This is a genomic window from Corynebacterium sp. HMSC070E08, from assembly GCF_001808895.1.
Taxonomy (GTDB): Bacteria; Actinomycetota; Actinomycetes; order Mycobacteriales; family Mycobacteriaceae; genus Corynebacterium; species Corynebacterium hiratae.
In genome coordinates, this window is record NZ_KV794759.1 from 1 (window position 1) to 24,814 (window position 24,814).

A 24,814-nucleotide genomic window follows, 5' to 3' on the forward strand; every position below is an offset into this window, starting at 1 on the left:
TAGCGGTGGTGGTCATGGGTATCTCCCCCGAGATAAACCTGTATTAGAAGAAATGTTCTAAACATAATCCTAGCGGCTACCACCACACATGGCTATAGCCAGTGGTAAATTCCCGTCAAGTCGTTACTATAAACGGGGGTAGCCACCATGCGTTAGCCAGGACATTCGACGCCAACCAACGAAAAATCCCACCAACGTGGAATCTATTCGTAGCGCACGTCACCACGTGCAACGTCCTTGCGCCCATGAACAATGAAGTAGACCACAGAAGCAACCAGCATCAAAGCCGCCAGCATCCAGTACATGGCGGAGTATCCCGTCGCGGAGATAACCTGCCCCAGCAGAATCGGACCGAAGCCGATGCCTAGGTCCAGCAGCAAGAAGAAGGTCGAGATCCCCGCACCCATTTCATGCATCGGCACCAGACGCACAGCGATAGCCTGACCCGCCGGCAGGATAGAGCCATATCCGATACCCACCAAGGCCCCCGCAGCAACAATCTGCCAATCAGCACCAGCCGAAGCCAGAACAGCCAGACCAGCAATAAAGAAGACGAGCGAGGAGTAGATGATGATGTTGTCACCGCGACGATCCTGCAGCTTGCCCAGCACGAAACGCAGGATGAGGCTCACCACCGCATAGGCCAAGAAGAAATAGCTAGCCCCCTTCTCCAGACCGGCGTGAGAGGAGTAACCATTCAGGAAGGTAATGATGCCTGTATAAGCAACACCGACCAAAAGGATGAAAACTCCAAATGGCGCCACCGACGGGTGCACAATATTCCCCAAGGAGAAAGAGACGCTTCGACGCTCCTGCGCCGGCGCCTTGACGACGACCCCCAGCCCCAAGGCCACCACCGTCAGCGTCAACGCCACTAGAAACACGGAGTTATAGCCGGCGTTGTGGACAATCGCTAGGCCTGCCGCAGGACCAAAAGCGGTGGCCAGCGTCGTCCCCAAGGCGAAGTATCCCGTTCCCTCTGCACGACGATGGTCCGGGATAACCGATTGAGCCACAGCCATCACAGCCGTCGACGCCACCGCATAGCCGAAGCCGTGCAAGATACGGACAGCAAACAGCAGTGGCAGAGACTGAGCTGGGAAATACAGCGCCATCGCCACAGCCACCACGATGAGGGAGATGACCAGCGAACGTTTCCGCCCAGCAGCATCCACAATGTAGCCCGAAAAGAGGCGAGCAATCGTCGCCCCCACCACGAAGGCGCTTGAGGCAAACCCGCCCGCCGTATCCGAAGCTTGAAACTGCTCGACGGCATAGAGCGCCATGATGGTCACGAGCAGATAGAAGACCGTAAATTGGGCAAAATTGACCAACCACGCAAACACAAATGTCGGCGTGATAAGGGAACGGGATTCAGAGGACGTTTGAGACACCTTCTTCAATAGCGTTATGGAATTAAGACTTCCACACGCTACCAAAGATCAGAGATACTTTCGAATCCTACTTTCGTAATGTGCTGCGCTTGACGACGCCCCTATCCGAACAGTTTCCGCAGGTAGGACGAACCGAATTTCCACTCCGGATCCATCTTTTCGCGCAGCTCGCAGAACTCATCAAATCTTGTATAAAGTTGAGCAAAGTCGTTCCGGGACAGGGAGTTCATCTTGCCCCAGTGCGGGCGCCCACCCGCTGCCCGAAGAATGGGCTCGAGCTTCGGCATATAATCCTGCGGGTTGAGCGCACGTGGAATGTGGAAGGCAATGTACATCGATTCGCGGCCCGATGCTGTCGACAGCGCAACGTCATCCGCGGCCGTCGTGCGCAGCTCCATCGGAAACCCGATGCGCCAATCCTGCTCGTCGATGAAGCGGCGGATCTCGCGGACGGTGGCGGGGCCGTCGGCAAGCGGCACCGCATACTCCATCTCGTGGAAGCGAACCCGGCGTGGGCTGACGAACACGTCGTGGGCGGCGGAACGGTAGCGGTTATGAGAGATAACCGAGGTGGCGAACTTGTTGAGCGTCGGAATCGTCCCCGGAATAAGACGCCCTAGAGCCAGGGCTGCGGCGAAGGCGCCATTGCCGATGAGCTCATCGTCGATAAGCGCCTTAAGGCGTGAGCGGCGCTCCCCGTTCGGTTCGAGGCGCGTGTTGGCCTTGACCATCGCGCGGTCAGTGTGCGGGAACCAGTAGGACTCGAAGTGGTCGACGCCCCGAGAGAGCTCCTCCCAATTATCCATCAACTCATCGAAGGCAATGCCAGATTCTTCCGCCAGCAGGTCGAAGGCATCCACGCACTGCATTTCGACTTCGACAACCACACCGAGCGCACCGACGCTGACGACCACGAGACGAAGGAGTTCTGGGTCTTCGTCGATGGAATAGGTGCGGGTGTTGCCGTCGGCGTCGATAAGCGTCAGCCCAGTGACCGTGCCCGCAAAGCCCGTGTAATTGATGCCGGTGCCGTGAGTCGATGTCGAAATTGCGCCCGCCAGCGATTGTGGGTCCACATCACCCTGGTTAGCCAGGGCAAGCCCGAAGGGGCGCAGAAGGGCTGGGACATCACGTAACCGAGTGCCCGCCAGGAAACGGACGCGCTTGCGCTGCTTATCGACGCTCACCAGCCCACTCACGTGATCGAGATTGAGCATCGTCTCCTCCCCCGCCGCAATGGGAGTGAAAGAGTGACCAGCGCCCACAGCACGCACGCTGCGAGAGCGGCTAATAATTCCAGGGATCTCGTCTATGCGGGAGGGCTGTACAAACTCCTGCGGTTTCGTGGTGACCGATCCTGCCCAATTGCTAAATGTGGTTGTCATCGGAGTGTCCATCCTTGTCCTCTATAGGTATCCCATACATCAACGCCGTCTTCTCCAACGGCCACTAGGCGGTCGACGTTTTCTGTCATTTCGCCGGCCTTGGCGTGACGGAACCACACCAAGTCCTCGACATTCATATCCATGCCTCGGAGAGGCGTCTGCACCTCACCGGCACCCTCCGTGCTGGAATAGCTCAGCCCTGCCGGCCACACCGGAACCGGAACGCGATCCTTCGCGGGTGGTCCGGAGGCAATCCAGCCTCCGGAGTTGACCGTGGCCCAGCCCGGCGCGGGAACGCGGGAGACCTGACAAACGAAGAACGCTGCTGCCTTGTGGTTGATGCCGGTGAAGTCATCAAAAATCGCCGGCGTGTAGAAACCGGAGCCAGCGGCCAGCTCGGTCAAGGTTCCTTCGGCCGCGGATTCTTGGAGACTGCCCGTGCCCCCGCCGTTGACGAATTCGATGTCCGCTATCTCCCGCGCGGCCTCCACACAAGCACGGCGCCGCGGGGCCAGGTCCGCCATGGACTTGGTGCGCAGCCAGCGCTTGACTGCCCCCACCGGCCCCGGCAGGCCATCCGCGACGGATGCCACTTGACCCTCATAGGCCATAAGTCCGACAAGCCGGTGCCCGCGCCGAAGAATCTCGCGCGCCAATACTGACACCTGTTCCGGCGTGCGCACAGGTGAGCGCCGCGGGCCGATGACCGCCCCCGGCACGTGGAGGGTGCAGTCAATATCGATGGCCACGCGCAGAGATCCCTCAAGCAGGCCTAAGAGCTCGACACTATCCACCATGACGGTGATGGACTCGCGCGCGGTGTCAGACGCTGCGAGCTCACGCAGGGCCTTACGGTTGACGCTCGGATAAGCCACCACGATGTCGCGGAAGCCCTCTCCCACCAGATGGAGCGCTTCTGGAACGGAATAGGCGAGGATGCCACGGTAGCCCCCGTGCTCGAGGGCACGACGAAGTGCTGCCACGCTGCGGATCGACTTCGAGGCCACGCGGATGGGTAGTCCCCCGGCACGAGTCGGCATCTGTGCAGCGTTGTAGTCGAACGCGGCGAGGTCAATAACGCCTACGGGCGCTGGGCTTTCTCCAGATCTGACGAGCGGCTCAACGGCCGCGCGGACCTGGGCCTGTGGAGTAGTCGCGAGGATTGGCATAGCGTCATCCTAACCACGATTAATTTAGTTTGTGAGACAAATCTCGAAAAATCTATAGCGCCATCGCATATTTTTGGGACAATAGACCGCATGAAGACGTTCACTCAGACCCGTCTGCCCCAGCGAGTGCTCAATTTCTTAGACACGGACCCCGCCCGCGATGTTCGCGGCACGGGTGAGCAGCACCAGGCTCACGCGCCTTTTAGCGGTGAGGATCTCTTTAGCTTCCCCGTCGCCACCGCCGGGGACGTCGAGAAGGCCGTCAACTATGCGCGCGCCGGCGTTGGCCAAGGTGACCGCGCCGCCATCCTGCTACGCCTGCACGACCTCGTTCAGGAGAACGAGGAGCTCATCCTCGACCTCATCCAGGCAGAAAACGGCAAGTCCCGCTCCCATGCCTATGACGAGCTGATGGATCTGTATAACTGCGCGCGCTTCTACGCCGTGAACATCCGCAAAGCTTTCGGCGCTGACCGCCACCCCGGCGCGCTTCCCGTGCTGACTAAGACCCGCACCCAGCATTACCCGCTGGGCGTGGTGGGGCTTATCTCTCCGTGGAACTATCCCCTGTCCCTCGGTGTAGGCGATGTTCTGGCAGCCCTCTCGGCTGGTAATGCCGTGGTGCACAAACCGGATTCTCAGACCACGCTGACGGCGATTCTGCTGCGACGCCTAGCCATCGAGGCGGGCCTGCCGGAGGCGGCCTGGCAGCTGGTTCCCGGCCGCGGTGCGGAGGTGGGCGATGCCCTCGTGCCGCTGGTGGATGGCCTCTCCTTTACCGGTTCCACCAAGGCCGGCAAGTCCATCGCTACCCAGGCAGCCGGACGCCTCATCCCCACCATGCTGGAGCTGGGTGGAAAGAACCCGATGCTGGTGCTTGACGACGCCCCTCTTAAGTCCACCGCCCAAGGTGCGGTGCGCACTGCATTTTCTTCCTCCGGCCAGCTGTGCATGTCCGCCGAGCGCGCCTATGTGCACGAGAGCGTCTTTGCGGAGTTCCTTGCAGAACTCACGAACGCCCTAGACCAGCAGGTTTTGGGCGCGGCTTTCTCCGATGCCGCCACCATCGGCTCGCTGACCTCGCAACGCCAGCTCGATGCCGTTAAAGCCCACGTGGAGGATGCCGTGTCCAAGGGCGCCACCGTGGTCTACGGCGGAAAGGCCCGGCCGGACCTTGGGCCCTACTTCTATGAACCCACCGTGTTGACTGGTGTGACCCCAGAGATGGATCTCTATGCCACCGAAACCTTCGGCCCAGTGCTCGCGGTGTATGCGGTGAGTTCCGACGCCGAGGCCATTCAGCTCGCCAACGACACCACCTACGGCCTATCCGCATCGGTGTGGTCCGGGAATTCCCGCCGCGCATGGAAGGTGGCCTCCCAGCTGGAAGCCGGCATGGTCAACATCAACGAAGGCTTCGCCGCCGCGTATGGTTCCATCGCCGCACCCGGTGGCGGCGTCAAGGAGTCTGGCCTCAATCACCGCCACGGCATTACCGGCATGCGCCTGTGGGCCAATGAGCGCACCGTGGCCGAGCAACGCCTACACCCGCTTGCGCCCTCGGAGTACATCTCCCCGGAGCGCTTCCGTCAGCTGGTGTCCACCGGCATGCAGCTGATGAAGACCTTCCGACTCTAACCTAAACAGCCATGAAGGAACTTACCCGCGATGAGCTTCTCGCTCGTCGGCTCATTGCTCAAGGCCTTGCACCATCGGCGGCGCGGCCGACTCTGGCGTCGGCCCTCGATGTTGCCGAGCATCTGCTCGCCCTCCAGGGCCAGACCTACGATGCCGGTATCAGAGCACTTGCTCTTCGCGCCGGCTGCGATGAGCAAAAGGTACTCGAAGACGTAGCACGCTTTCGCGTGGTGCGCTGTTGGCCGCAGCGCGGCACGCTGCACTTCATGCCGGCTGCCGACGTCCGCTGGATGTCCCGCCTCCTCTATCCACGAATGGCTTCCAGCCAGAAATCTCGGCGGCCGAGTTTGGGGCTGAATGAAGACATGGTGGCAGCTGCCTCGGAAGCGCTTCACAGCGCAGCGACCGAACCCCTGAGCCGCACGGAAGTCTACGAGATTTTCGCTGAAGCTGGTGTTGATCCCACTGAAGGCAGGGGCTCCCACCTACTCCGCGCCTTTGGTGGTGCCGGCGACCTCGTGCAGGGCCCGAAAGCTGGCAACCAAGAGACTTTCCTCCACGTAGACGCGCTACCTACCGTCCAGCGCGAGCCGGAGGAACCGCTTGCTGAGCTGGCCCAGCGCTATGTCGAAGGGCACGGGCCAGTATCCGCAGCCGACCTCCAAGCATGGTCCAAGCTCAGTAAATCTCAGGCCACCAAGGCCCTGACATCGACGGTTGCTCAACCTGTGTTCCACGAAGGTCAGGACTTCTGGATGGCCACTTGGCAGGAGGATGTCACGTCTAGCGAGATCGAGAAGGCCCTAAAAATTCGCCTCGAGCTCCCCGCCTTTGATGAGTACCTTCTGGGGTATGCACACAAGGAATGGATCGTTCCCGATGAGATCCGCAATGATGTCCTGACCAGGAACGGCCTCAGCTGGCCGTGGGTCATGGAGGGCGGACGCGGCGTGGCCAGCTTGCGTTAGCTGCAAGCGTTACGGCATTCGCAAAATGCGGCGATGAACCGTGCCGGCAGGTTCAACGTGGATGAATACCTCGGCGCCAGGGAAAAGCTCGTCAATGGCGTCTTCGATGCGGTCGGCGATGGTGTGCGAGTGCAGCACCGTCCACTCGCCGGGTACGTCCATGGTGAGATAGACAAGGCGCTGGCGACCCGCTGCCACTGTGCGGCGCGAGGTAAAGGAGACCTGGTGGTGGTCCTCCAGCTCATTGAGAAGCGCATCCAGCTGCCCGTGTTCTTTCTTCGGCAAGGACTCCGACAACAGGGAGCTCAACGATTCTTTGAGCAACTTGTAGCCAGTCCACAAAATATTGAGGCCCACGGCAAACGCGATGATGGGGTCCAGCCACAGCCAGCCTGTCAACGTCACTGCCCCAATACCGACGATGACGCCGACGGACGTCCAGACGTCGGTAAGCAAGTGCTTTCCATCCGCCTGCAAGGTGGCCGAACGGTGTTGTTTACCCGCGCGCACAAGCAGAAGGCCCACGCCCAGGTTCAGCAGGGATGCCACGAGCGATAGTAAGAGTCCGAGCCCAGGCTGCTCCAGTGGCTGCGGCTCCAGAAGTCGGCGAATGGCGGTATAGATAATCATCGCCGCAGCGACGAAGATCATTGCACCCTCCACCAGCGCGGAAACATATTCGGCTTTGCCGTGGCCGAACTGGTGGTTTGCGTCTGCCGGCTTTGCCGCAATCCTAATAGCCACAAAACCTACAACGGCGGCGACGAGGTTCACACCAGATTCGAGGGCGTCGGAAAGAAAGCCCACCGATCCCGTCACCGCAGCAGCGACAATCTTGAGCGCGATCGTGGCCACTGCAGTAGCGATGGAGAGCTTCATAAAGCGTTCGAGTAGCAACTGCTCGGTGGGAAGAGACATAATGTCGGCCTTCGAGAAGAGATTTTTACAGCCCCTTAGGGTACCAAAGCCGGATGTGCACGCACTGTTCACTGAATGTTTACCGCGTGCGGTCGCGAAGTACATAAACCGCCGTTAGTTTGTACTTTATGTCCACAGACATAACTCGCCCAGTCCTTCTCTTCGATTTTGACGGGACCGTTAGCCTTGGCCACGGCCCCGTGCTGGCCTATGCGCACCTTATTGCAGAGAAAGCCGGGCACCCATCCATTGCTCAAGACACCGAAGCGCTGCTGAACTCCGATAACGTCGGATCAGCACGCGACGGTTACCACCTCGTCCGCACTCTCGCCGCCGAACTCGACGTGCCGGAAGAGACCTGCCAGGAGGCATATATGGCTTCCCGGGAGAACCTCGCCGACACCGGTATCACCGCCCCTGAGGGGCTTGCTAACCTCCTTGCCTCCTACCCCGGCCGCGCCATTCTGGCGACTAACTCTCCAGAGATTGGTCTTAGCGCTGCCCTTCACACACTGGGCCTCGACAGGTCCTTCGACACCGTCTACACCAGGGTGGGCAAACCCGAGGGCCTTACCCGCATCCTGGACACCGATCTCGCCGACACGGATCCGACTCACCTCATCTCCTTCGGCGATATTTGGGAGTTCGACCTCGCACCCGTGGCCGCCGTAGGCGGACGCACCGTGCTCGTTGACTCCCCCTTCTCAACCTCCCCTGAGGCTGACCCGACTTGGCGCGTCGCCCGCGTCACCGACATCTTTCCCGAACTGACCTCCGCTCTTTAACCCACACGCACAGAAAGACATTCATTATGCGCCGTTTCACCGCTCTTGCCGCCACCGCCCTTACCTTGTCCCTCTCCCTCACCGCCTGCTCTTCCGACTCCGATAACGGTTCCGATTCTGCCAAGGACTCCGATGAGAAGCTCACCCTGGCGCTCATCCCAAACGAGAAGGTCAATGACCTGGTGACCACCGCGAAGCCGCTGACCGATTACCTCTCTGAGGAGCTCGGCGTGGAGGTCGAGGGTGTTGTGACCAAGGATTACCAAGCCGCCGTCGAGGCCATCGGCTCCGGCCAGGCGGACATCGCCATCGCCTCCGCCGCCCAGCTGGCCTCTGCCGAAGACATGTACGGTGCTCACGCCGTATTGCAGGACGAGCGCTTCGGTGCAGATTCTTACGCCGGCCAGTTCGTCACCAACAACCCGGACAAGTACTGCGAGGATGAGCCAGTCAAGTCCACCTACGCTGCCAGCGGCGCCGAGTACCTGTACTGCAACGGCACCGCCACCGCAGACGAGAACAAGGGCCAGGGGCCGAAGGGCCTCGAAGCACTCAAGAAGATTGATGGTGAGACTACTGTCGCCATGCTCGGCGCTACCTCCCCGGCCGGCTACCAGCTGCCGGTCATGGCCATGGAGTCCCAGGGTATCGACGTCGATAGACTCAAAAAGGTCCCGGTGACCTCCAACGATGCTTCCATCATGGCCGTCTACAACGGCGATGCAGAGGTGGGCTTTAGCTTCTGGGACGCACGCTCCACCATCGACTCGTCCGAGGCTCCTGACTTGGCTGAGAAGCTCGTCGTCTTCGGGTACACCGAGATGTACCCCAACGGCGGCGTCGTCATTTCGGACGATGTCCCAGAAGAGCGCCGCAAGGAAATCACCGAACTCATGGATGGTTTCTCTGAGGTCGACCCAGACACGATGTCCGCCATCTTCGATATCACCGACTGGGTTCCGGCAAAGAAGGAATCCATTGACATGGCGCGCAAGGTCAACGAGCGCTTCGCACAGTAGGTTCGCGCTCCTCCACTGCCCATTTCCCACTCAGAAAGGTTCCCCCATGACGGAGGAGAAGGCGTGGGGCATTCGGTTCGAGAATGTCTCGGTGCGCTACCCCAACGGAACGCTGGCGCTTGACGACGTCTCCGTGGACATCGCCCCCGGTGAATTCGTCGCCATCGTCGGTCTCTCGGGTTCCGGTAAGTCCACGTTCATCCGCAGCATCAATGGCCTCGTGCAGCCGACGTCCGGAAAGATTTTCGTTGGCGACCACGAGATTTCCGCAGCGAAGGGATCGCAGCTGCGCACACTCCGCGGCCACATCGGCATGATTTTCCAGGAGTTCAACCTGGCAGATCGCGCGAGTGTGTTCGCCAACGTGCTCGTTGGCCGCTTCTCCCACAACCCTGGCTGGCGCACGTTGTTGGGCATCTCCACGTCGGAGGACAAAGCGATTATCGCCGAGGCGTTGGAATCCGTGGGCATCCTCGACAAGGCGTGGAACAAGGCCGGCGCCTTGTCTGGTGGTCAAAAGCAGCGCGTTGCCATCGCCCGCGCCCTCTCCCAGAAGCCGGCCATTATGTTGGCCGATGAACCCGTGGCATCCCTCGACCCGCCTACCGCGCACTCCGTCATGAAGGATCTACGCCGCATCAATACCGAACGTGACCTCACCACATTGGTGAACCTGCACCTTGTGGACCTGGCCCAGGACTACGCGACCCGCATCATCGGCATTCGCCACGGCAAGATCGTCTTCGATGGCCCCGCCCAGGGATCCACGGTGGAGGATTTCGAGGCCATTTATGGCCGCCGGATCCGCGAGGAGGACCAGCTGGGGAGCCAAGGGAGCGCAGTATGACAGCCGTACTTCCCCCACGGCAGCGCAACTGGCCCGGCATCCTTGGCGGGTTGATCGCATTTCTTGCGCTCACCATCGCCACGTGCATCCCCGCGTGGGGCGGCATTGAGATTAACTTTGGGCAGATCGCTCGCAACTGGCGCAACGGTGCCGACAGGCTCGCGCAGATGTTCACCCCGGATTGGTCGATCCTTCCGCGCACGTGGGAGCCTCTGCTCGAAACCCTAGCCATGGCCGTGGTGGGTGCCGCCATCTCCGCGGTGATTGCCCTTCCGCTGTCGTTGTGGGCCGCGCGCCCGACGAATCCGTCGACGCCGTGGCGCACGCTCGTGCGCGGTATCGTCAACGTCGTCCGCGCGGTACCCGATCTCGTGTACGCCACCATTCTCGTCGCCATGCTCGGTGTGGGTTCCCTCCCGGGCATCATCACGCTGGTGCTTTTCGACGTCGGCATCGTGGTCAAGCTCGTATCCGAAGCCATCGACTCCGCCGATGACTCCTACATGGAGGCTGGCCGCGCGGCCGGCGGCACGCAGAATCAGATCAATCGCGTGACTGCTCTCCCACAAACCTGGCCCGCCTTTGCCAGCCAGGTCATTTACTCTCTCGAACTCAACGTCCGTATCTCCGCGGTATTGGGACTCGTTGGCGCGGGTGGCATTGGCCTGCTCATCGACGAGGTCCGCGGCTTCTACCGCTATGACGCGCTTTCCGCCATCGTGCTGGAGCTGCTTGTCGTCGTCATCGCCCTCGAGGTCGTATCCGTCAACCTGCGAAAGAGGTTGCGATGAGCATTGCACTTCCAGCAACTGCACCATCCGCGCTACCTTCACGTTCCCGCAGCTGGGGTGTCGGGGCTGCGTGGGCCGGAATTCTGGTCATCCTCGCGCTGTCTTTCGGCTACATCGATGTCAACTTTTCCGCGCTCAAAGAGCTCCCCGCCAACATCTGGCACTACCTCGTACTCATGTTTTCGAACCCGGACTGGTCCAAGCTTGGTGAAGCGCTCCTTCAGACGTGGCGGTCCGTGGCCATGGCGTGGATCGGCGCGCTGCTCGGCGTAGTGCTTTCTACGATCCTCGGCGTCCTCGCTGCGAACACTGTCTCCCCGGGCTGGGTATGCCTTCCGCTGCGCGCGCTCTTCGCCATCATCCGCGCGGTCCCGGAGATCATCATCGCCATCATCATCCTGACGGTCACTGGACTCACTCCTTTTACAGGTGCGCTTGCCTTGGCGATCGGCGGCATCGGTACACATGCCAAGTGGACCTATGAGGCCATCGAAACCGCGCCGACCGGCCCGGCTGAGGCCGTCAAAGCCTCTGGCGGCACCCTCGCAGAAATGGTGCGTTGGGGAACGTGGCCCATCGTTCAGCCGGAGCTGGCTTCACTCGCGCTCTATCGCTTTGAGATCAACGTGCGTACTTCCGCCGTCCTCGGCCTCATTGGGGTGGGTGGTATCGGCGACATGCTCACCGGTTATACGCAGTACCGACAGTGGGACGTCGTGGGTGTGCTGCTTATAGTCGTCATCGTCATCACCATGTCCATCGACGCCATCTCCGGCGCCATCCGCCGCCGGATCGTGGCAGCTAAGTACACCTAAACAAATCCCCAGACTCTATGACTGATACTGCCCCACCTTCCGCACACATCACTACGCGCATGCCGAGCCTGCAGCCCATCGAACAGCGCGTAGCCCAGGCCATACTCGAGGACATGGACTTTGTCCTACACGCCACCGCGGACCAGCTGGCGGCTAAGGTGGGAACGTCGCGTACCTCCGTCATCCGCACCGCGAAGGCGCTGGGCTATGACGGATACCAGCAACTGCGCGTAGCGCTCACGCAGGAAATCGCGCAGCGCCCGAAGCCGCTTCCCGACGCCGACTCCACCCACGTCGGCCGCATGTCCGCCGAGATTGCCTCCTTTAGCAACTACTTGTATGGGCTCACTGCCCTGCTCAACGAGGATGAGCTGACCGCAACGGTGGAGGTATTGGCACAGGCCAGGCGTGTCCTCGTCGTGGGCAACGGCCTCTCCGCTCCCCTAGCGCAAACCATGGCGCTGCGACTGACAAGTATCGGGCGCCCCGCCGAGTTCGTAGCGGAGGCCATAGGCCAGCACATCGCCGCGACGCAATTAGATAAAGACAGTGTGTGCCTCGTGGTCTCCGGATCCGGGTCAACCACACTCACGCTCAACGCCGCCACCGCAGCCTTCGAAGCGGGTGCACAGCTCATCGCGCTGACCTCGTTTACCTCCTCGCCCCTGGCGGAGCTCGCCTCCTACACGCTGGTCATCCCCTCCCCTGATGGGACGTTTCGCGCGGAGCTGCAGGATGCCTCGCGCGTTGCTTTTCTGCTGGTGCTTGAAGCACTCGTGACGCTGGTGGATTCCCACCTCGATGATTCCGCGGCACGGCGCACGGTGCTCTCTGTGCTGCAATCGGCGATGGAAGATTAATTTTCCAGGTAGGCGTAGGCCGCGGCGATGAGAGCCTGCGTCGCCGTGGTGAGAGTCGGCTGCAGCTCCGGAGCAAAGCGCGGGTTGTGGTTGGGAATTGACGCACCATCGGTACGCCCGCCGAAGCCCCAGAAACAATAGGGAGTGCCGAAGGCATCGGGGATGCGAGAGAAATCCTCCGAGGCAGTCCACGGCTCCATGTCGAGGACGTTGTCGCTCCCCAAGACGTCGATAAGCTGGGCGCGCACCTTGTCGGTCACGTCGTCATCGTTGACGGTGAGGGGGTAATTATCACTCTGCACAAACTCCGGCTCGCGCGGGGACATCGCTGCCTGGCACTCCGCCTCGACGATGCGGCGAATAGCCTCAATGATGTGCTCGCGAACCTCCTCATCATAGGCACGGATGTTGATGCGTAAGGTCGCCGAATCCGGAATGATATTGGCCTTCGATCCCGCCTGCAGGGCGCCGACGGTCAACACGGCGAAGTGGTGGGGGTCGACCTCACGGGAGACAACTGTTTGCAGCCGCAGAACGATGGAGCTGGCGAGCACCACCGGATCAACGCTGAGGTGCGGCATCGAGCCATGAGAACCGTGACCATAAACGGTGACGGTGAGTGAGGTCGCTGTAGACAAGACCGGGCCGGGCGCGATGAGCACGGTGCCCGCTGGGGCCTTCTTATCGATGAAGATGTGCTGGCCAAAGGTCACGTCAGGCGTGGGGACTTTATCGGTGAGGCCAGCATCCACCATGGACTGCGCACCCTCAGCGGTTTCCTCGCCCGGCTGGAACAGAGCAATGAAGGTACCGGACCAGGAGTCAGTCGCCTCAGCCAGTGCCTCAGTGGCGCCGAGCAAGGCGGTCACGTGGGCATCGTGCCCACAGGCGTGCATTGCCTCACCCGTAGCGGAGTAGTCCAGGCCGGTGTCCTCGGTGATGGGCAGGCCGTCGAAATCTGCGCGCTCCAAGACGGTCGAGCCTTCGCCGTTGCGGAGGATGCCGACGACTCCCCCGCCGAATTCCAGCACCTCAACTCCTGGAAAATCCTGGAGCTTATCCGCGATAACACCGCGGGTGCGCTCCTCCTCCATGCTGAGCTCAGGATGCTGGTGCAGATCCTTGTAAAGGGCCTCCTGCCACTGCGTGGCCTCTGCTGCACGTTCGAGGATGTGGGCGATACTCATACCCACAGCCTACGCGCTATGAGCGCACGAGTTAGCCGCCGATCTTGAAATCGCAGACGTCGCCGTCCTGCATGATGTACTCCTTGCCCTCCTGGCGCACCTTGCCAGCATTGCGGGCTTCTGCCATGGAGCCAGCGGCATCCAGGTCATCGAAGGAGACGATTTCGGCCTTGATGAACTTCTTCTCAAAGTCGGTGTGAATAACACCTGCTGCCTGCGGTGCTGCGGAGCCCTGCTTGATGGTCCACGCGCGAGCTTCCTTCGGACCTGCGGTCAGGTAGGTCTGCAGGCCGAGGGTGGCGAAGCCAGCCTTGGCCAACGTCGCCAAGCCAGGCTCTTCCTGGCCCACCGACTCGAGCAATTCGAGTGCCTCCGCCTCATCGAGCTCAAGGAGGTCGGTTTCGGTCTGGGCATCGAGGAAGACGCATTCCGCGGGGGCGACGAGCTGGCGCAGCTCCTCCTTCTTGGCGTCATCGGTAAGCACGGCCTCGTCCGAGTTGAAGACATAAAGGAAGGGCTTCGCGGTCATGAGGTGCAGCTCGCGCAGGAGGGAGAGGTCGATCTCGTTGCTCTTGGAAGCGGCGAAGAGGGTGCGGTCATCTTCCAAGATGGCCTGGGCCTTCTTGGTCTCTTCCACGGTCTCTGCCAGGTCCTTGTTCTTGCGGGCTTCCTTTTCCAGACGAGGCAGGGCCTTCTCAATGGTTTGGAGGTCCGCGAGGATGAGCTCGGTATTAATAACGGAGATGTCGTGCGCCGGGTTGACCTCACCGTCAACGTGGATCACGTTCTCATCGGCGAAGGCTCGCACCACCTGGCAGATGGCGTCAGCTTCACGGATGTTGGCGAGGAAGGCGTTGCCCATGCCTTCACCCTTGGAAGCGCCTTCGACAATGCCGGCGATGTCCACGAAGGACACGGTGGCCGGGAGGATGCGCTCGGAGCTGAAGATTTCCGCTAGGCGGTTCAGGCGGGAATCGGGGAGCTCAACGAGGCCGACATTCGGCTCAATGGTGGCAAACGGGTAGTTCGCCGCCAAGATGTCGGAACGGGTCAGGGCATTAAACAAAGTGGACTTGCCCACGTTGGGCAGGCCGACGATTCCAAGTGTAAGACTCACGGGGCCAATCCTAACGCACCCCGGATCTTTTAAGGCAAGATGGTGGGGTGAGTTCTGATCAGCCATCCCCCAATGCATCCTCGCCTGAGCTTGCCGCAGCAGAGGCAGCACTTGGCGGGCGCTTCGATGACTCCGTCGATGCTGCCTCGCTGAACGCTGTCTCCGCACACCCGCCAGGCAACCAAGTGGATCGCTCCGTGGTGGTCGGCGAGGTCATCAAGTCCGCATCACTGTGGGCACTGCGCCTGACCATCATTGGCGTCTTCCTTTATGCCTCCTTCCGCATGCTGGGCAACTTCTGGCGCGGCATCCTGCCCGTCCTCATCGCGCTCATTATTTGCACCGTGCTTGCCCCCATTGCGAGCGCCATGCGGCGCAAGGGACTGCCGTCAGCCCTCGCTGCCGCAGTGACCATTCTGGTGTCTTTTACTGCGGTGGGCGCCCTCTTCATGTTCATTGCGCCGGACTTCGCTCGTCAGTCCCAAACTCTGTATCTGCAGACTGTGGAGGGAATTCAACGCTTGCAGCTCTGGGCACAGGGCCCACCGCTCAACCTCGACGCGAATGAAATCGGCGGTTACATCGATGAAATCGCCCTGTGGCTGCAACGCCAGGCGGGTTCCATTGCGGGCTCCGTGTTTACTGGAATCGGCACGGCCACCTCCATCGTGGTCACGCTTTTCATCATCGTGGTGCTGACCTTCTTCTTCCTCAAGGACGGCCACAACTTCCTGCCGTGGCTGCGCCAAGCGACGGGCCGCCGCACCGGCTGGCACTTGACTGAGCTGCTGACTCGTGTGTGGACCACGCTGGGCGGCTTCGTGCGGGCACAAGCGATAGTCTCGCTTGTCGACGCCGTCTTTATCGGCCTCGGCCTCGCACTCATCGGTGTTCCCTTGGCCATGGCCTTGGCCATCATCACATTCATCGCCGGCTTCATCCCCTTTGTCGGCGCAATTGTGGCCGGCGCATTGTCCGTGACCATCGCGCTGGTGTCCTTGGGCTTCACCAAGGCGCTTCTGGTGCTTGGCTTGGTTCTGCTGGTCCAACAGCTCGAGGGCAACGTGCTCTCCCCGTGGCTGCAGTCGAAGGCGATGAACCTGCACCCGGTTATCGTGCTGATTTCTGTGACCGTCGGCTCCGCGCTCTTTGGCCTCATTGGCGGTTTCCTCGCCGTGCCGGTTGCCGCCACCATCGCCGTGGTCTACCGCTACTTCCAAGACATGGTGATGCTCCAATCCGGCGAAAGGACCGCCGAGGAGCTGGAGTTTTCTACCGTGGCAGGCTTCCTCATCGGCCGCTATACCCAGCAGCAGGGTGACCACAAACGGGAGCAATGGCTGTCCGTCCCGGACCACGCTGCCCCGGAAGGCGCAGCGGAAGACGTCGCCAGCGATGGCACGAGCCCGCTGGACCGCAAGGTCGATGTCGACGCGGAACTCAGCGAGCGCGATAGCGGCGCCCGCGCGGGAGTTAAGCGCGCCATCGGCGCTCTCGAACAGATGTTGCAGTCGAAGGACAAAAACTAGCGGGGCGTGTCCGGGACGCATGTCATGATGACAGGCATGACGTCTACCCTTCCCGTGTTGCTCCTCTTCCTCGGCCTCATCATTGGCGCCGCCCTCGGTTGGCTGGCTCGCGCTTATTCCGCGCAGTCTTCCCAGCCCTCCGAGGAGCACCGCGCGCTGCAAGAATCCCAACGCCGCCAAGCAGAGCTTGCCCCGCTGGAAAAGGCCATGGACCGCTTGGGCCTGCAACTGCAGGAAATTGAGGAGGATCGCGCGACCTCGCTCGCCGCACTCAGCAGCCAAGTTCAAGCGGTAACGCGGACCTCGACGCGGCTCTCCGATCGCACCGATAAGTTGGTCGGTGCGCTGCGCTCGCCGAACGTCCGCGGGCGCTGGGGCGAAGTACAGCTGGAGCGCGTGGTCGAGCTCGGTGGCATGCGCAAACATGTGGATTTCGACTCCCAGGTCAGCGCTCGCATCAACGGTTCGGTAGTCCGCCCTGACCTCGTCGTTCACCTGGCAGGTGGGCGCAGCATTGTGGTCGACGCCAAGGTTCCACTCAGCGCCTACCTCGACGCCATGGAGACTGAGGATCCAGAAGAAAGGGCAGGGTTTCTGCGCCGCCACGCGCACCTGATGCGCTCACATGTCCAAGCACTGGCTTCTAAGGACTATATCGAGGCTTTCTCCCCCACGCCGCAGTTTGTGATCCTCTTCGTTCCCGCGGATACCTTCGTCGACGCCGCGCTATCCATCGATGCCGAGCTGCTCGAGTTCGCATTCGAGCGCAACATCGTCATCGCCACGCCGAGCACTCTCTTCGCCCTCCTGCGCACCGTGGCGGTGAGCTGGCAGCACGAAGAAATCTCCGACAAAGCCCGCGAGGTACAGCGCTTGGGACGTGAGCTCTACACGCGCCTTAATACCCTCAACGAGCACTATGACAAGGTCGGCCGCGGCCTCGAGCGCGCGGTTGAGGCTTATAACGCGAGTTTGGCCAGCTTGGACTCCCGCGTCGGGGTCACCGCGCGGCGGCTCAAGGAACTAGATGTGCCCGCCCGCGTTGACCGCCTACCGGTGGAGCCGCGCAGTGTCGGTTCTTGGCCGCGGCGCGCCCACGATGAATAACGTTTTGGTCACCAATCCCGGTAAGCTCTCTGGTCGTGTCTGTTGCCAAAAATCGTCGCCGCCCTCCCCGCCGTGGGATGCCGCTTACCCGAGCGCTCCTCGTCGCGCTCGTCGTGACGCTTGTGGCCTTGGCAGTCTCAGGTGTGCTCGGCAAGGTTGCCCTGCCGTTCGCCCTGATCTTTGGACTTGGCTCGCTCGCTCTCACCTGGTTGGTGGAGATCCGCGGGCTCTACTTGTTGGTGATCACCCTGCCGCTGCTCTACGCGCTAGGAACCGTAGGCGGCGGGTTCATTAACTCGACGGCTGCCTTGCCGGAAGGCGCCTCTCCGTTTTCCAAGACCGCGCTTCTCACCACGGCCTTCCCACTGATACAGCACTTCCCAGTGCTCATCGTCACGGTCTTGGCGTGTGCGCTGCTCGCGGTCATGCGTATATGGAGCAGCAACAACCACGCGAAGAGCCGAGAAGCGGAAGCACAAAAGAAGCGCCGTGCCGACGCTGCCTCCGACCGCCGCAACCGCTCTGAGCGGCTCTCCGTGGCAGAGCTCATTGCCCGGGAGAACACGAGCTCTGGACGGGTCCGAGAGCGCAACCGTGAGGAACGCCGCCGCCTGCAGGCCGAAGAGCGCGCCCAGCTCCGCCAAGCGTCCCCCGAGACCGACGTGCAGGAGGATTTCCGCCGCGCCGCCGCTGAAGCAGCGGAGAATGCGCGGCGCCCCCAGCGGTCCCCCCAGCCGCTCGAGGAAAACCTCTACGACGAGGACTAGCGCGCAGTACGTGCCGGGCGCAGATCGCGCGGCAGCGAGAACGTGATGGTCTCCGTGGAGGTGGTCACCTGCTCAACGTCGCTGTAACCGCGCTCATCCAGGTATTCGAGCACTTCACGCACCAGCAGCTCAGGCACGGAGGCACCACACGTGACGCCAACGGTGTTCACGCCTTCAAGCCAGGCCTCATCGATCTCTGAGGCGAAATCCACCAGATAAGAAGTCTTCGAACCTGCCTCCAGGGCAACCTCGACCAGGCGCTTGGAGTTGGAGGAGTTCTGGGAGCCGACAACGATCATGAGATCGCACTTCGGGGCGATGGCCTTGACCGACTCCTGGCGGTTCTGTGTGGCGTAGCAAATATCGTCTGACGGCGGGTTTTCCAGGTGTGGGAAGCGCTCGCGCAGCTTGTTGACGATCTGGATGGTCTCATCCACCGACAACGTGGTCTGGGACAGCCAGATGAGTTTTTCCTCGTGTAGGAAGTCCGGCAGCTTGTCGACGCCCTCCAAACCATCCACCAGGTGGGTGACGTCTGGGGCCTCGCCGGCAGTACCTTCGACCTCTTCGTGGCCTTCGTGGCCGATCAGCAGAATCTGGTAGCCGTCGCGCTCAAAACGCTGGGCTTCCTTGTGCACCTTGGTCACCAGCGGGCACGTGGCGTCTAGCGTTAGCTGCTTGCGCTCTTCGGCCTCTTTGCGCACGCTCGGCGCGATGCCGTGCGCAGAAAATACCAGGTGAGCACCTTCGGGGGCCTCGGAGGCCTCTTCCACAAAGATGACGCCACGCTTGGCCAGGGATTCAACGACGAAGCGGTTGTGCACGATTTGCTTGCGCACGTAGATGGGAGCGCCGTACTTTTCCAGCGCCTTTTCCACTGTCTCAACAGCGCGGTCCACGCCGGCGCAGTAGCCGCGGGGAGCCGCGAGGAGCACCTTCTTTGCAGTTTCAGTCATGCCAACCAGAGTATCTAAAGTTGCCCACATACTGTAGTTCCCGCCGATTCCCGCCCGCCGCAGGTGACCGGTGACACCCGATGTCCGGTGCGCCCCATACACTAGACGGAGCACGCCCCGAAGCACAGACCACTCAAGAGAAAGGACTGCGCGTGAACCAACCGGCCAATTCCGCGGAGACACCGTGGCCCGTCGGCAAGGTCAATGACCAAGTCAAAGGCTGGATCGAGCGCCTCGGCTTCCTCTGGGTGGAGGGCCAGATCACCCAGCTGAACATGAAGCCGACGTGGAAACTGTCCTATATCACCCTGCGTGACGTGGAACAGGAGAAATCTGTCCAGCTGACCTGCAACACGTCGCTCATCCGGAATGCTCCCTCGCCGCTCAAGGACGGCGACCGCGTCGTGGTCTACGGCAAGCCCGCCTTCTACGCTGGGCGCGGTAGCTTCTCCCTGTGGGTTACCGAGATTCGCCACGTCGGCATCGGCGATCTCCTCGCCCGAGTAGAGATGCTGCGCCAGCGCCTACTCCAGGAGGGCCTGTGCGATCCTTCCCGCAAACTGCCGCTTCCCTACCTGCCAAAGAAAATCGGACTCATCACCGGCCGTGGCTCCCACGCTGAGCGCGACGTCCTCTCGGTGGCACAAGACCGCTGGCCGGCAGTCCAGTTCGAGGTCATCAACACAGCGGTGCAGGGAGCCACGGCAGTAACTCAGGTGATCGACGCCCTGCAGACCCTCGATGCCAACCCGGAGGTCGATGTCATCATCATCGCCCGCGGAGGCGGATCGGTGGAAGACCTGCTCCCCTTCTCCGAGGAGGCTCTCCAGCGCGCTGTGGCCGCCGCCCGCACCCCGGTCGTCTCCGCCATCGGTCACGAGCCGGACCATCCGGTGCTTGACGACGTCGCCGATCTCCGCGCCGCCACCCCCACCGATGCGGCCAAGCGCGTCGTGCCCTCTGCGGCCGAGGAATACGCCGTGATTTCCGAAGCTCGTTCCCGCATGGCGGCTGCGCTGCGCGGCTGGGTGGAACGGGAGCGCCGCGGGCTCGAGAGCATTCGCTCCCGCCCAGTCCTCGCAGACCCCATGGTGCCGATCACCGCGCGCCGCGAGGAACTCGAACGCCACGTTGCGTCGATCCGGCGAGTCATTACTCATCAGCTGGACCGCGAAAGCAACCAGGTAGCCTCGTTGCGTGCGCGTGTCTCCGCCTTGGGTCCCTCGGCCACTCTCGAGCGTGGTTATGCCATTGTGCAGGTCCTTCCGCGCGATGGCAGCGGGCCGGAGGTCGTCACGAGCTACACGCAATCGCCCCCGGGTTCGCAACTGCGCATCCGCGTCGGCGATGGCTCGATTACCGCCGCCGCCATGGCCTCCCAGGCTGCGGATTAAACAGAACGCTTTATACAGAACCAGTAAGAAAGAAGCATTATCCCTCATGACTGACACGATTGGCGCCGGCCAGCCCGGCCAAGACGCTTTCCCGCCCGTCGAGGAGCTGAGCTATGAGCAGGCCCGCGACGAACTTATCGAAACCGTGAAGATCCTCGAGCTCGGTCAGATGGGCTTGGACGAGTCCCTGAAATATTGGGAGCGCGGCGAGGCATTAGCCAAGGCCTGCGAGGCACACCTCGACGGCGCTTCCAAGCGCGTAGAGGAAGCCCTCCGCAAGAATGCGGACAGCCCGGACAACGCAGAAGCACAAACGGAATCAGGAGAGGTTTAAATGAAGATCTACGGCTACCCGGGAGATCGCGTCGACTTCGTCTCCAAGTCCGGCGGAGCAGGTGCCATGGTCTTTGGTGATCCGCGCCAGCTCGCCGAGGAATTCTTCGGCACCCCGCACACCGACAACGGCGAAGAAATCAGCTACTTTTCCGGCTCCATTGTCTTGCGCTTCACCGAAGGGAAACTCAGCGAGGTCTCCTTATTCCCCAGCAAGTCCAAGCACGAAAAGGTAGATATCTACCTTGGCAAGACCCGCCTGAGCGGGCTCGACCCCGAGACCCTGCGCAGCGCTGCTGGCGACGCGGTCGAGGTGGAATGGGACGGCGCGCTGCAGAGCGTGACGTTTCGCTGACTAGTTACTCGCTGATGACGCTGCCGTCCTCAGCGATCTGGAGCGGCTCGGCCTCGACGAATGCGGTCAGAGCCGCCTCATAATCCGCGTCGGAGGCAGAGCCGGTAAGGATGAGGCGGGCATCGCCCAAGTCCGTGATCCACAGGGGGCGAACGTCCTTGTCGTCGCTGCTCAGGATTTCCACGTCCTGACCCGCTACCTCACGCCGCTCGGAGTTGGCTCGATAGTTGGAATCGTAAGCGGTGGGGACATCCTCAAGCGCTAGCTGGGTCTGTGCCGACTCAACGTATCCTTCATTCGCGGTCAGCCAGCTCACCACGGCACCGGACTCGCTGCCCACTTGCTTGCGCCGCGCGGCCGTCGGCTGCCAGCCCTCCGGCATGACAGGCTCACGAATGACCGCCCCGCTACCGCGCGCTTCCATCTCCAGGAAGGTAGCGGCATCCACATTCTGCACAGGCCCGGACTTTTCCGGGTTTATCGAGCATAGTCCCGTTGCTCCGACGGCCAGGAACATCATGATGAGGATGATGCCCACCGTCAGGGTGATATCACGCGCGTCCTCGAAAATCTTTGGTTTATCTTCAGATGCCACCCGCCCAGTATGGCACGACGCCTCCGACACACGCGACAGCGCCCTCTCACCTGCCTTTTCGGCAGGTGGTGCACCCCCGCCCCTCTTCTGGGGGAGGCATTCGGGCTTGAGTGGGCAGGAAAAGTGGAAGAATAGAATTTGTATTCCGGGTTGTCCCCCACCCCGGGCCGAGCCACCTGAAAAGAAAGGGACTAATCACACATGTCTGATAACACGTCTTATATCCCCGACCGCAACCTAGCCATGGAGCTGGTGCGCGTCACCGAGGCAGCAGCGCTCGCCTCGGGTCGCTGGGTTGGCCGTGGACAGAAGAATGAAGGTGACGGCGCCGCGGTGGATGCTATGCGCAAGCTCATCAACTCCGTCGAGATGAACGGCGTCGTCGTCATCGGCGAGGGTGAGAAGGATGAAGCCCCCATGCTGTTCAACGGCGAGAAGGTCGGCACCGGCCAGGGCGCCGAGATGGACATCGCCGTCGACCCGGTTGACGGCACCCGCCTCATGGCTGAGGGCCGCCCGAACGCCATTTCCGTCATCGCTGCTGCTGAGCGCGGCACCATGTATGACCCGTCCGCGGTTTTCTACATGAAGAAGATTGCCGTTGGCCCTGAGGCAGTCGGTGCCATCGACCTCAATGAGTCGGTCGAGTGGAACGTGAAGTCCGTGGCCAAGGCAAAGGGCATCAAGCCGGCCGACCTCACCGTCGTCGTGCTCGACCGCCCCCGTCACGATGACCTCATCCGCGAGATCCGTGAAGCCGGCGCCAAGGTCCGCCTCATCATGGACGGTGACGTCGCAGGTGCCATCGCCACCTGCCAGGACAGCAACTCCATCGACCTCATGATGGGCATTGGCGGCACCCCGGAGGGCATCATCACCGCCTGCGCGATGAAGTGCATGGGCGGTGAAATCCAGGGCAAGCTGTGGCCCAAGGATGAGGAGGAAGCAGAGAAGGCCCGCAAGGCTGGCCACGACCTCGACCGCGTCCTCACCACCAACGATCTGGTTTCTTCCGAGAACTGCTACTTCGCCGCTACCGGCGTGACCAACGGCGATATGCTCCGTGGCGTCTCCTACCGCCCGAACGGCGCCACCACCCGCTCGCTGGTCATGCGCTCCAAGTCCGGCACCATCCGCTACGTCGACTCCATCCATAAGCTGGCTAAGCTGCAGGAATACTCCGTGGTGGACTACACCAACCCCCACGATCAGGAAAGCTAGTCCACTTTCCCAGGAAGAGTGCTACGGTGGCCATGAATGCCGTGCCACGGCACACATAAAGAACCCAACAAAACTCATTTCACAGAAAAGGTGAATTCATGACTGAATACCGCATTGAACACGACACCATGGGCGAGGTAAAGGTTCCGGTCGACGCCCTGTGGCGTGCCCAGACCCAGCGCGCCGTGGAGAACTTCCCGATCTCCGGCCGCGGCCTCGAAGATGCTCAGATCCGCGCACTCGGCCTCCTCAAGGCTGCCTGCGCCCAGGTAAACAAGGACTCCGGCAAGCTGGATGCAGAGAAGGCTGACGCCATCATCGCCGCTGCCACCGAGATCGCAGAGGGCAAGCACAACGATGCCTTCCCGATCGATGTCTTCCAGACCGGCTCTGGTACCTCTTCCAACATGAACACCAACGAGGTCATCGCCTCCATCGCCCACAACAATGGCGTGGAGATCCACCCGAATGACCACGTGAACATGGGCCAGTCCTCCAACGACACCTTCCCCACCGCAACCCACGTTGCGGCAACTGAGGCTGCCGTCAATGACCTCATCCCGGGCCTCAAGGTGCTCCACGACTCTCTTCTGGCCAAGGCCAAGGAATTCGCTGACGTGGTCAAGTCCGGCCGTACCCACCTGATGGACGCCACCCCGATCACCCTGGGCCAGGAGTTCGGCGGCTACGCTCGCCAGATCGAGCTCGGCATCGAGCGCGTTGAGGCCACCCTGCCACGCTTGGGTGAACTGGCTATCGGCGGCACCGCTACCGGTACCGGCCTGAACACCGACGCTGAGTTTGGCGGCAAGGTCACCGAGGAGCTCAAGAAGCTCACCGGCATTGACCAGCTCTCCGAGGCCAAGAACCACTTCGAGGCCCAGGCTGCCCGCGATGCCCTCGTCGAGTTCTCCGGCGCCATGCGCACCGTGGCTATCTCCCTCAACAAGATTGCCAACGACATTCGTATGATGGGCTCCGGCCCGCTGACCGGTCTGGCAGAAATCCACCTCCCGGATCTGCAGCCGGGCTCCTCCATCATGCCGGGCAAGGTCAACCCGGTCCTGAGCGAGGCCGCCACCATGGTGGTCAGCCAGGTCATCGGTAACGACGCCGCTGTTGCTTTCGGCGGCTCCAACGGCCACTTCGAGCTCAACGTCTACATCCCGATGATGGCCCGCAACGTCCTCGAGTCCTCCCGCCTGCTGGCAAATGTCTCCCGCGTCTTCGCCGAGAAGTGCATCGACGGCATCGAGGCCAACGAGGAGCGCATGAAGAAGTTTGCGGAGTCCTCCACCTCCATCGTCACCCCGCTGAACTCCAAGATCGGCTACGAGAACGCCGCCAAGGCAGCTAAGCACGCGCTGAACGAGAAGATCACCGTCCGCGAGGCAGTCATCGACCTCGGCTTCGTCGACGGCGAGAACCTCACCGAGGAAGAGCTCGATGAGCGCCTCAACGTTCTCACCATGACCAACCGCGACCGCGACAACTTCTAAGCTCGCTTTCGCCCACGCCGCCGCTCTCCTTCGGGAGGGCGGCTTCGCCGTTTTCCCATCCACCCCGCTGGGCCAACAACAGGGTCGGGGTAGCCAAACTGCCCGATCTGCCAAAGTTATAGCCTCTGATTCAGGCGGTTTCAAGTGGTGGATGCATCACTTGAA

24 protein-coding genes are annotated in these 24,814 nt (G+C 61.6%); 16 read left to right on the forward strand and 8 right to left on the reverse strand.

Features of this window, described 5'->3' with window-relative positions:
- Positions 1–203: 203 nt before the first annotated feature.
- From HMPREF2526_RS06495 to HMPREF2526_RS06505, 3 genes are all read right to left on the reverse strand, one after another.
- Positions 204–1,394: an MFS transporter gene (locus tag HMPREF2526_RS06495; RefSeq protein ID WP_070546530.1), complete on the reverse strand. Its 1,191-nt coding sequence runs from the start codon at positions 1,392–1,394 to the stop codon at positions 204–206.
- Between the two features lie 101 nt (positions 1,395–1,495).
- Complete coding sequence (locus tag HMPREF2526_RS06500) at positions 1,496–2,779, reverse strand: D-arabinono-1,4-lactone oxidase (protein WP_070546533.1); 1,284 nt, start codon at positions 2,777–2,779, stop codon at positions 1,496–1,498.
- Positions 2,776–3,948, reverse strand: a complete 1,173-nt coding sequence (locus HMPREF2526_RS06505; RefSeq protein ID WP_070546535.1) for a type III PLP-dependent enzyme domain-containing protein — start codon at positions 3,946–3,948, stop codon at positions 2,776–2,778. Before HMPREF2526_RS06505 ends, HMPREF2526_RS06500 begins: the two co-directional genes overlap by 4 nt.
- Positions 3,949–4,038: 90 nt before the next feature.
- On the opposite strand from HMPREF2526_RS06505, the gene HMPREF2526_RS06510 reads away from it, so the two are divergent.
- Both HMPREF2526_RS06510 and HMPREF2526_RS06515 read left to right on the forward strand, forming a co-directional pair.
- Positions 4,039–5,586, forward strand: coding sequence for a succinic semialdehyde dehydrogenase (locus HMPREF2526_RS06510; RefSeq protein ID WP_070546537.1), 1,548 nt, complete (start codon positions 4,039–4,041; stop codon positions 5,584–5,586).
- An 11-nt stretch (positions 5,587–5,597) separates the two neighbouring features.
- A complete protein-coding gene (locus HMPREF2526_RS06515) occupies positions 5,598–6,554 on the forward strand; it encodes a winged helix DNA-binding domain-containing protein (protein ID WP_070546539.1) in 957 nt (318 codons plus the stop codon).
- A gap of 9 nt (positions 6,555–6,563) precedes the next feature.
- Here HMPREF2526_RS06515 and HMPREF2526_RS06520 read toward each other — a convergent pair whose 3' ends face one another.
- Positions 6,564–7,472, reverse strand: coding sequence for a cation diffusion facilitator family transporter (locus tag HMPREF2526_RS06520; RefSeq protein WP_246819873.1), 909 nt, complete (start codon positions 7,470–7,472; stop codon positions 6,564–6,566).
- Positions 7,473–7,600: 128 nt separating this feature from the next.
- Between HMPREF2526_RS06520 and HMPREF2526_RS06525 the strand changes: the two genes are divergently transcribed.
- From HMPREF2526_RS06525 to HMPREF2526_RS06550, 6 genes are read left to right on the forward strand one after another with little or no spacing between them, the layout of a single operon-like run.
- Positions 7,601–8,257 (forward strand): HAD family hydrolase, encoded by a 657-nt coding sequence (locus HMPREF2526_RS06525; RefSeq protein WP_070546542.1) that lies wholly within the window; start codon positions 7,601–7,603, stop codon positions 8,255–8,257.
- A 26-nt stretch (positions 8,258–8,283) separates the two neighbouring features.
- On the forward strand, positions 8,284–9,276 hold the full coding sequence (locus HMPREF2526_RS06530; RefSeq protein ID WP_070546544.1) for a phosphate/phosphite/phosphonate ABC transporter substrate-binding protein: 993 nt from the start codon (positions 8,284–8,286) through the stop codon (positions 9,274–9,276).
- Between the two features lie 46 nt (positions 9,277–9,322).
- Positions 9,323–10,123: a phosphonate ABC transporter ATP-binding protein gene (phnC, locus tag HMPREF2526_RS06535; RefSeq protein WP_070546547.1), complete on the forward strand. Its 801-nt coding sequence runs from the start codon at positions 9,323–9,325 to the stop codon at positions 10,121–10,123.
- On the forward strand, positions 10,120–10,914 hold the full coding sequence (phnE, locus tag HMPREF2526_RS06540; protein ID WP_070546549.1) for a phosphonate ABC transporter, permease protein PhnE: 795 nt from the start codon (positions 10,120–10,122) through the stop codon (positions 10,912–10,914). The genes phnC and phnE (HMPREF2526_RS06540) overlap by 4 nt, the downstream gene beginning before the upstream one ends.
- Positions 10,911–11,729, forward strand: a complete 819-nt coding sequence (phnE, locus tag HMPREF2526_RS06545; RefSeq protein WP_070546551.1) for a phosphonate ABC transporter, permease protein PhnE — start codon at positions 10,911–10,913, stop codon at positions 11,727–11,729. Before phnE (HMPREF2526_RS06540) ends, phnE (HMPREF2526_RS06545) begins: the two co-directional genes overlap by 4 nt.
- A 17-nt stretch (positions 11,730–11,746) precedes the next feature.
- The gene (locus tag HMPREF2526_RS06550) at positions 11,747–12,589 is read left to right on the forward strand and encodes a MurR/RpiR family transcriptional regulator (protein ID WP_070546553.1); all 843 of its coding nucleotides are present in this window, start codon (positions 11,747–11,749) and stop codon (positions 12,587–12,589) included.
- Here HMPREF2526_RS06550 and HMPREF2526_RS06555 read toward each other — a convergent pair.
- On the reverse strand, positions 12,586–13,776 hold the full coding sequence (locus HMPREF2526_RS06555; RefSeq protein ID WP_070546555.1) for an amidohydrolase: 1,191 nt from the start codon (positions 13,774–13,776) through the stop codon (positions 12,586–12,588). The two genes, HMPREF2526_RS06550 and HMPREF2526_RS06555, sit on opposite strands and share 4 nt — an antisense overlap.
- Before the next feature lie 31 nt (positions 13,777–13,807).
- Positions 13,808–14,893, reverse strand: coding sequence for a redox-regulated ATPase YchF (gene ychF, locus HMPREF2526_RS06560; protein WP_070546558.1), 1,086 nt, complete (start codon positions 14,891–14,893; stop codon positions 13,808–13,810).
- A 47-nt stretch (positions 14,894–14,940) separates the two neighbouring features.
- On the opposite strand from ychF, the gene HMPREF2526_RS06565 reads away from it, so the two are divergent.
- The 3 genes from HMPREF2526_RS06565 to HMPREF2526_RS06575 are packed head-to-tail and all read left to right on the forward strand — an operon-like array spanning position 14,941 to position 18,296.
- Positions 14,941–16,422, forward strand: coding sequence for an AI-2E family transporter (locus tag HMPREF2526_RS06565; RefSeq protein WP_070546560.1), 1,482 nt, complete (start codon positions 14,941–14,943; stop codon positions 16,420–16,422).
- Positions 16,423–16,458: 36 nt separating this feature from the next.
- Positions 16,459–17,529: a DNA recombination protein RmuC gene (locus HMPREF2526_RS06570; RefSeq protein WP_070546575.1), complete on the forward strand. Its 1,071-nt coding sequence runs from the start codon at positions 16,459–16,461 to the stop codon at positions 17,527–17,529.
- A 35-nt stretch (positions 17,530–17,564) separates the two neighbouring features.
- Positions 17,565–18,296, forward strand: coding sequence for a DUF6542 domain-containing protein (locus HMPREF2526_RS06575; protein WP_246818591.1), 732 nt, complete (start codon positions 17,565–17,567; stop codon positions 18,294–18,296).
- Here HMPREF2526_RS06575 and HMPREF2526_RS06580 read toward each other — a convergent pair.
- A complete protein-coding gene (locus tag HMPREF2526_RS06580) occupies positions 18,293–19,252 on the reverse strand; it encodes a 4-hydroxy-3-methylbut-2-enyl diphosphate reductase (RefSeq protein ID WP_070754977.1) in 960 nt (319 codons plus the stop codon). The two genes, HMPREF2526_RS06575 and HMPREF2526_RS06580, sit on opposite strands and share 4 nt — an antisense overlap.
- A 152-nt stretch (positions 19,253–19,404) precedes the next feature.
- Between HMPREF2526_RS06580 and xseA the strand changes: the two genes are divergently transcribed.
- From xseA to HMPREF2526_RS06595, 3 genes are read left to right on the forward strand one after another with little or no spacing between them, the layout of a single operon-like run.
- Positions 19,405–20,646: an exodeoxyribonuclease VII large subunit gene (gene xseA / locus HMPREF2526_RS06585; RefSeq protein WP_070546565.1), complete on the forward strand. Its 1,242-nt coding sequence runs from the start codon at positions 19,405–19,407 to the stop codon at positions 20,644–20,646.
- A gap of 46 nt (positions 20,647–20,692) precedes the next feature.
- Entirely contained in the window at positions 20,693–20,980 is a 288-nt protein-coding gene (locus HMPREF2526_RS06590; RefSeq protein ID WP_070546567.1) for an exodeoxyribonuclease VII small subunit, read from the forward strand.
- On the forward strand, positions 20,981–21,334 hold the full coding sequence (locus HMPREF2526_RS06595) for a hypothetical protein (protein ID WP_049155493.1): 354 nt from the start codon (positions 20,981–20,983) through the stop codon (positions 21,332–21,334).
- Positions 21,335–21,338: 4 nt separating this feature from the next.
- Here HMPREF2526_RS06595 and HMPREF2526_RS06600 read toward each other — a convergent pair whose 3' ends face one another.
- Positions 21,339–21,929, reverse strand: coding sequence for a DUF4245 domain-containing protein (locus HMPREF2526_RS06600; RefSeq protein WP_070546569.1), 591 nt, complete (start codon positions 21,927–21,929; stop codon positions 21,339–21,341).
- Between the two features lie 201 nt (positions 21,930–22,130).
- Here HMPREF2526_RS06600 and glpX point away from each other — a divergent pair, with 201 nt between their 5' ends.
- Positions 22,131–23,150, forward strand: a complete 1,020-nt coding sequence (gene glpX, locus HMPREF2526_RS06605) for a class II fructose-bisphosphatase (RefSeq protein ID WP_070546571.1) — start codon at positions 22,131–22,133, stop codon at positions 23,148–23,150.
- Between the two features lie 98 nt (positions 23,151–23,248).
- Complete coding sequence (locus HMPREF2526_RS06610; protein WP_046648340.1) at positions 23,249–24,649, forward strand: class II fumarate hydratase; 1,401 nt, start codon at positions 23,249–23,251, stop codon at positions 24,647–24,649.
- Positions 24,650–24,814: the final 165 nt, after the last annotated feature.

What these genes read in the sequence shown, in the direction of transcription:
- HMPREF2526_RS06500 (WP_070546533.1), bottom strand. Translation starts at nt 2,779, where the DNA reads ATGACAACCACATTTAGCAATTGGGCAGGATCGGTCACCACGAAACCG.
- HMPREF2526_RS06505 (WP_070546535.1), bottom strand. Translation starts at nt 3,948, where the DNA reads ATGCCAATCCTCGCGACTACTCCACAGGCCCAGGTCCGCGCGGCCGTT.
- HMPREF2526_RS06510 (WP_070546537.1), top strand. Translation starts at nt 4,039, where the DNA reads ATGAAGACGTTCACTCAGACCCGTCTGCCCCAGCGAGTGCTCAATTTC.
- HMPREF2526_RS06515 (WP_070546539.1), top strand. Translation starts at nt 5,598, where the DNA reads ATGAAGGAACTTACCCGCGATGAGCTTCTCGCTCGTCGGCTCATTGCT.
- HMPREF2526_RS06520 (WP_246819873.1), bottom strand. Translation starts at nt 7,472, where the DNA reads ATGTCTCTTCCCACCGAGCAGTTGCTACTCGAACGCTTTATGAAGCTC.
- HMPREF2526_RS06525 (WP_070546542.1), top strand. Translation starts at nt 7,601, where the DNA reads ATGTCCACAGACATAACTCGCCCAGTCCTTCTCTTCGATTTTGACGGG.
- HMPREF2526_RS06530 (WP_070546544.1), top strand. Translation starts at nt 8,284, where the DNA reads ATGCGCCGTTTCACCGCTCTTGCCGCCACCGCCCTTACCTTGTCCCTC.
- phnC (WP_070546547.1), top strand. Translation starts at nt 9,323, where the DNA reads ATGACGGAGGAGAAGGCGTGGGGCATTCGGTTCGAGAATGTCTCGGTG.
- phnE (WP_070546549.1), top strand. Translation starts at nt 10,120, where the DNA reads ATGACAGCCGTACTTCCCCCACGGCAGCGCAACTGGCCCGGCATCCTT.
- phnE (WP_070546551.1), top strand. Translation starts at nt 10,911, where the DNA reads ATGAGCATTGCACTTCCAGCAACTGCACCATCCGCGCTACCTTCACGT.
- HMPREF2526_RS06550 (WP_070546553.1), top strand. Translation starts at nt 11,747, where the DNA reads ATGACTGATACTGCCCCACCTTCCGCACACATCACTACGCGCATGCCG.
- HMPREF2526_RS06555 (WP_070546555.1), bottom strand. Translation starts at nt 13,776, where the DNA reads ATGAGTATCGCCCACATCCTCGAACGTGCAGCAGAGGCCACGCAGTGG.
- HMPREF2526_RS06570 (WP_070546575.1), top strand. Translation starts at nt 16,459, where the DNA reads ATGACGTCTACCCTTCCCGTGTTGCTCCTCTTCCTCGGCCTCATCATT.
- HMPREF2526_RS06580 (WP_070754977.1), bottom strand. Translation starts at nt 19,252, where the DNA reads ATGACTGAAACTGCAAAGAAGGTGCTCCTCGCGGCTCCCCGCGGCTAC.
- HMPREF2526_RS06590 (WP_070546567.1), top strand. Translation starts at nt 20,693, where the DNA reads ATGACTGACACGATTGGCGCCGGCCAGCCCGGCCAAGACGCTTTCCCG.
- HMPREF2526_RS06595 (WP_049155493.1), top strand. Translation starts at nt 20,981, where the DNA reads ATGAAGATCTACGGCTACCCGGGAGATCGCGTCGACTTCGTCTCCAAG.
- glpX (WP_070546571.1), top strand. Translation starts at nt 22,131, where the DNA reads ATGTCTGATAACACGTCTTATATCCCCGACCGCAACCTAGCCATGGAG.
- HMPREF2526_RS06610 (WP_046648340.1), top strand. Translation starts at nt 23,249, where the DNA reads ATGACTGAATACCGCATTGAACACGACACCATGGGCGAGGTAAAGGTT.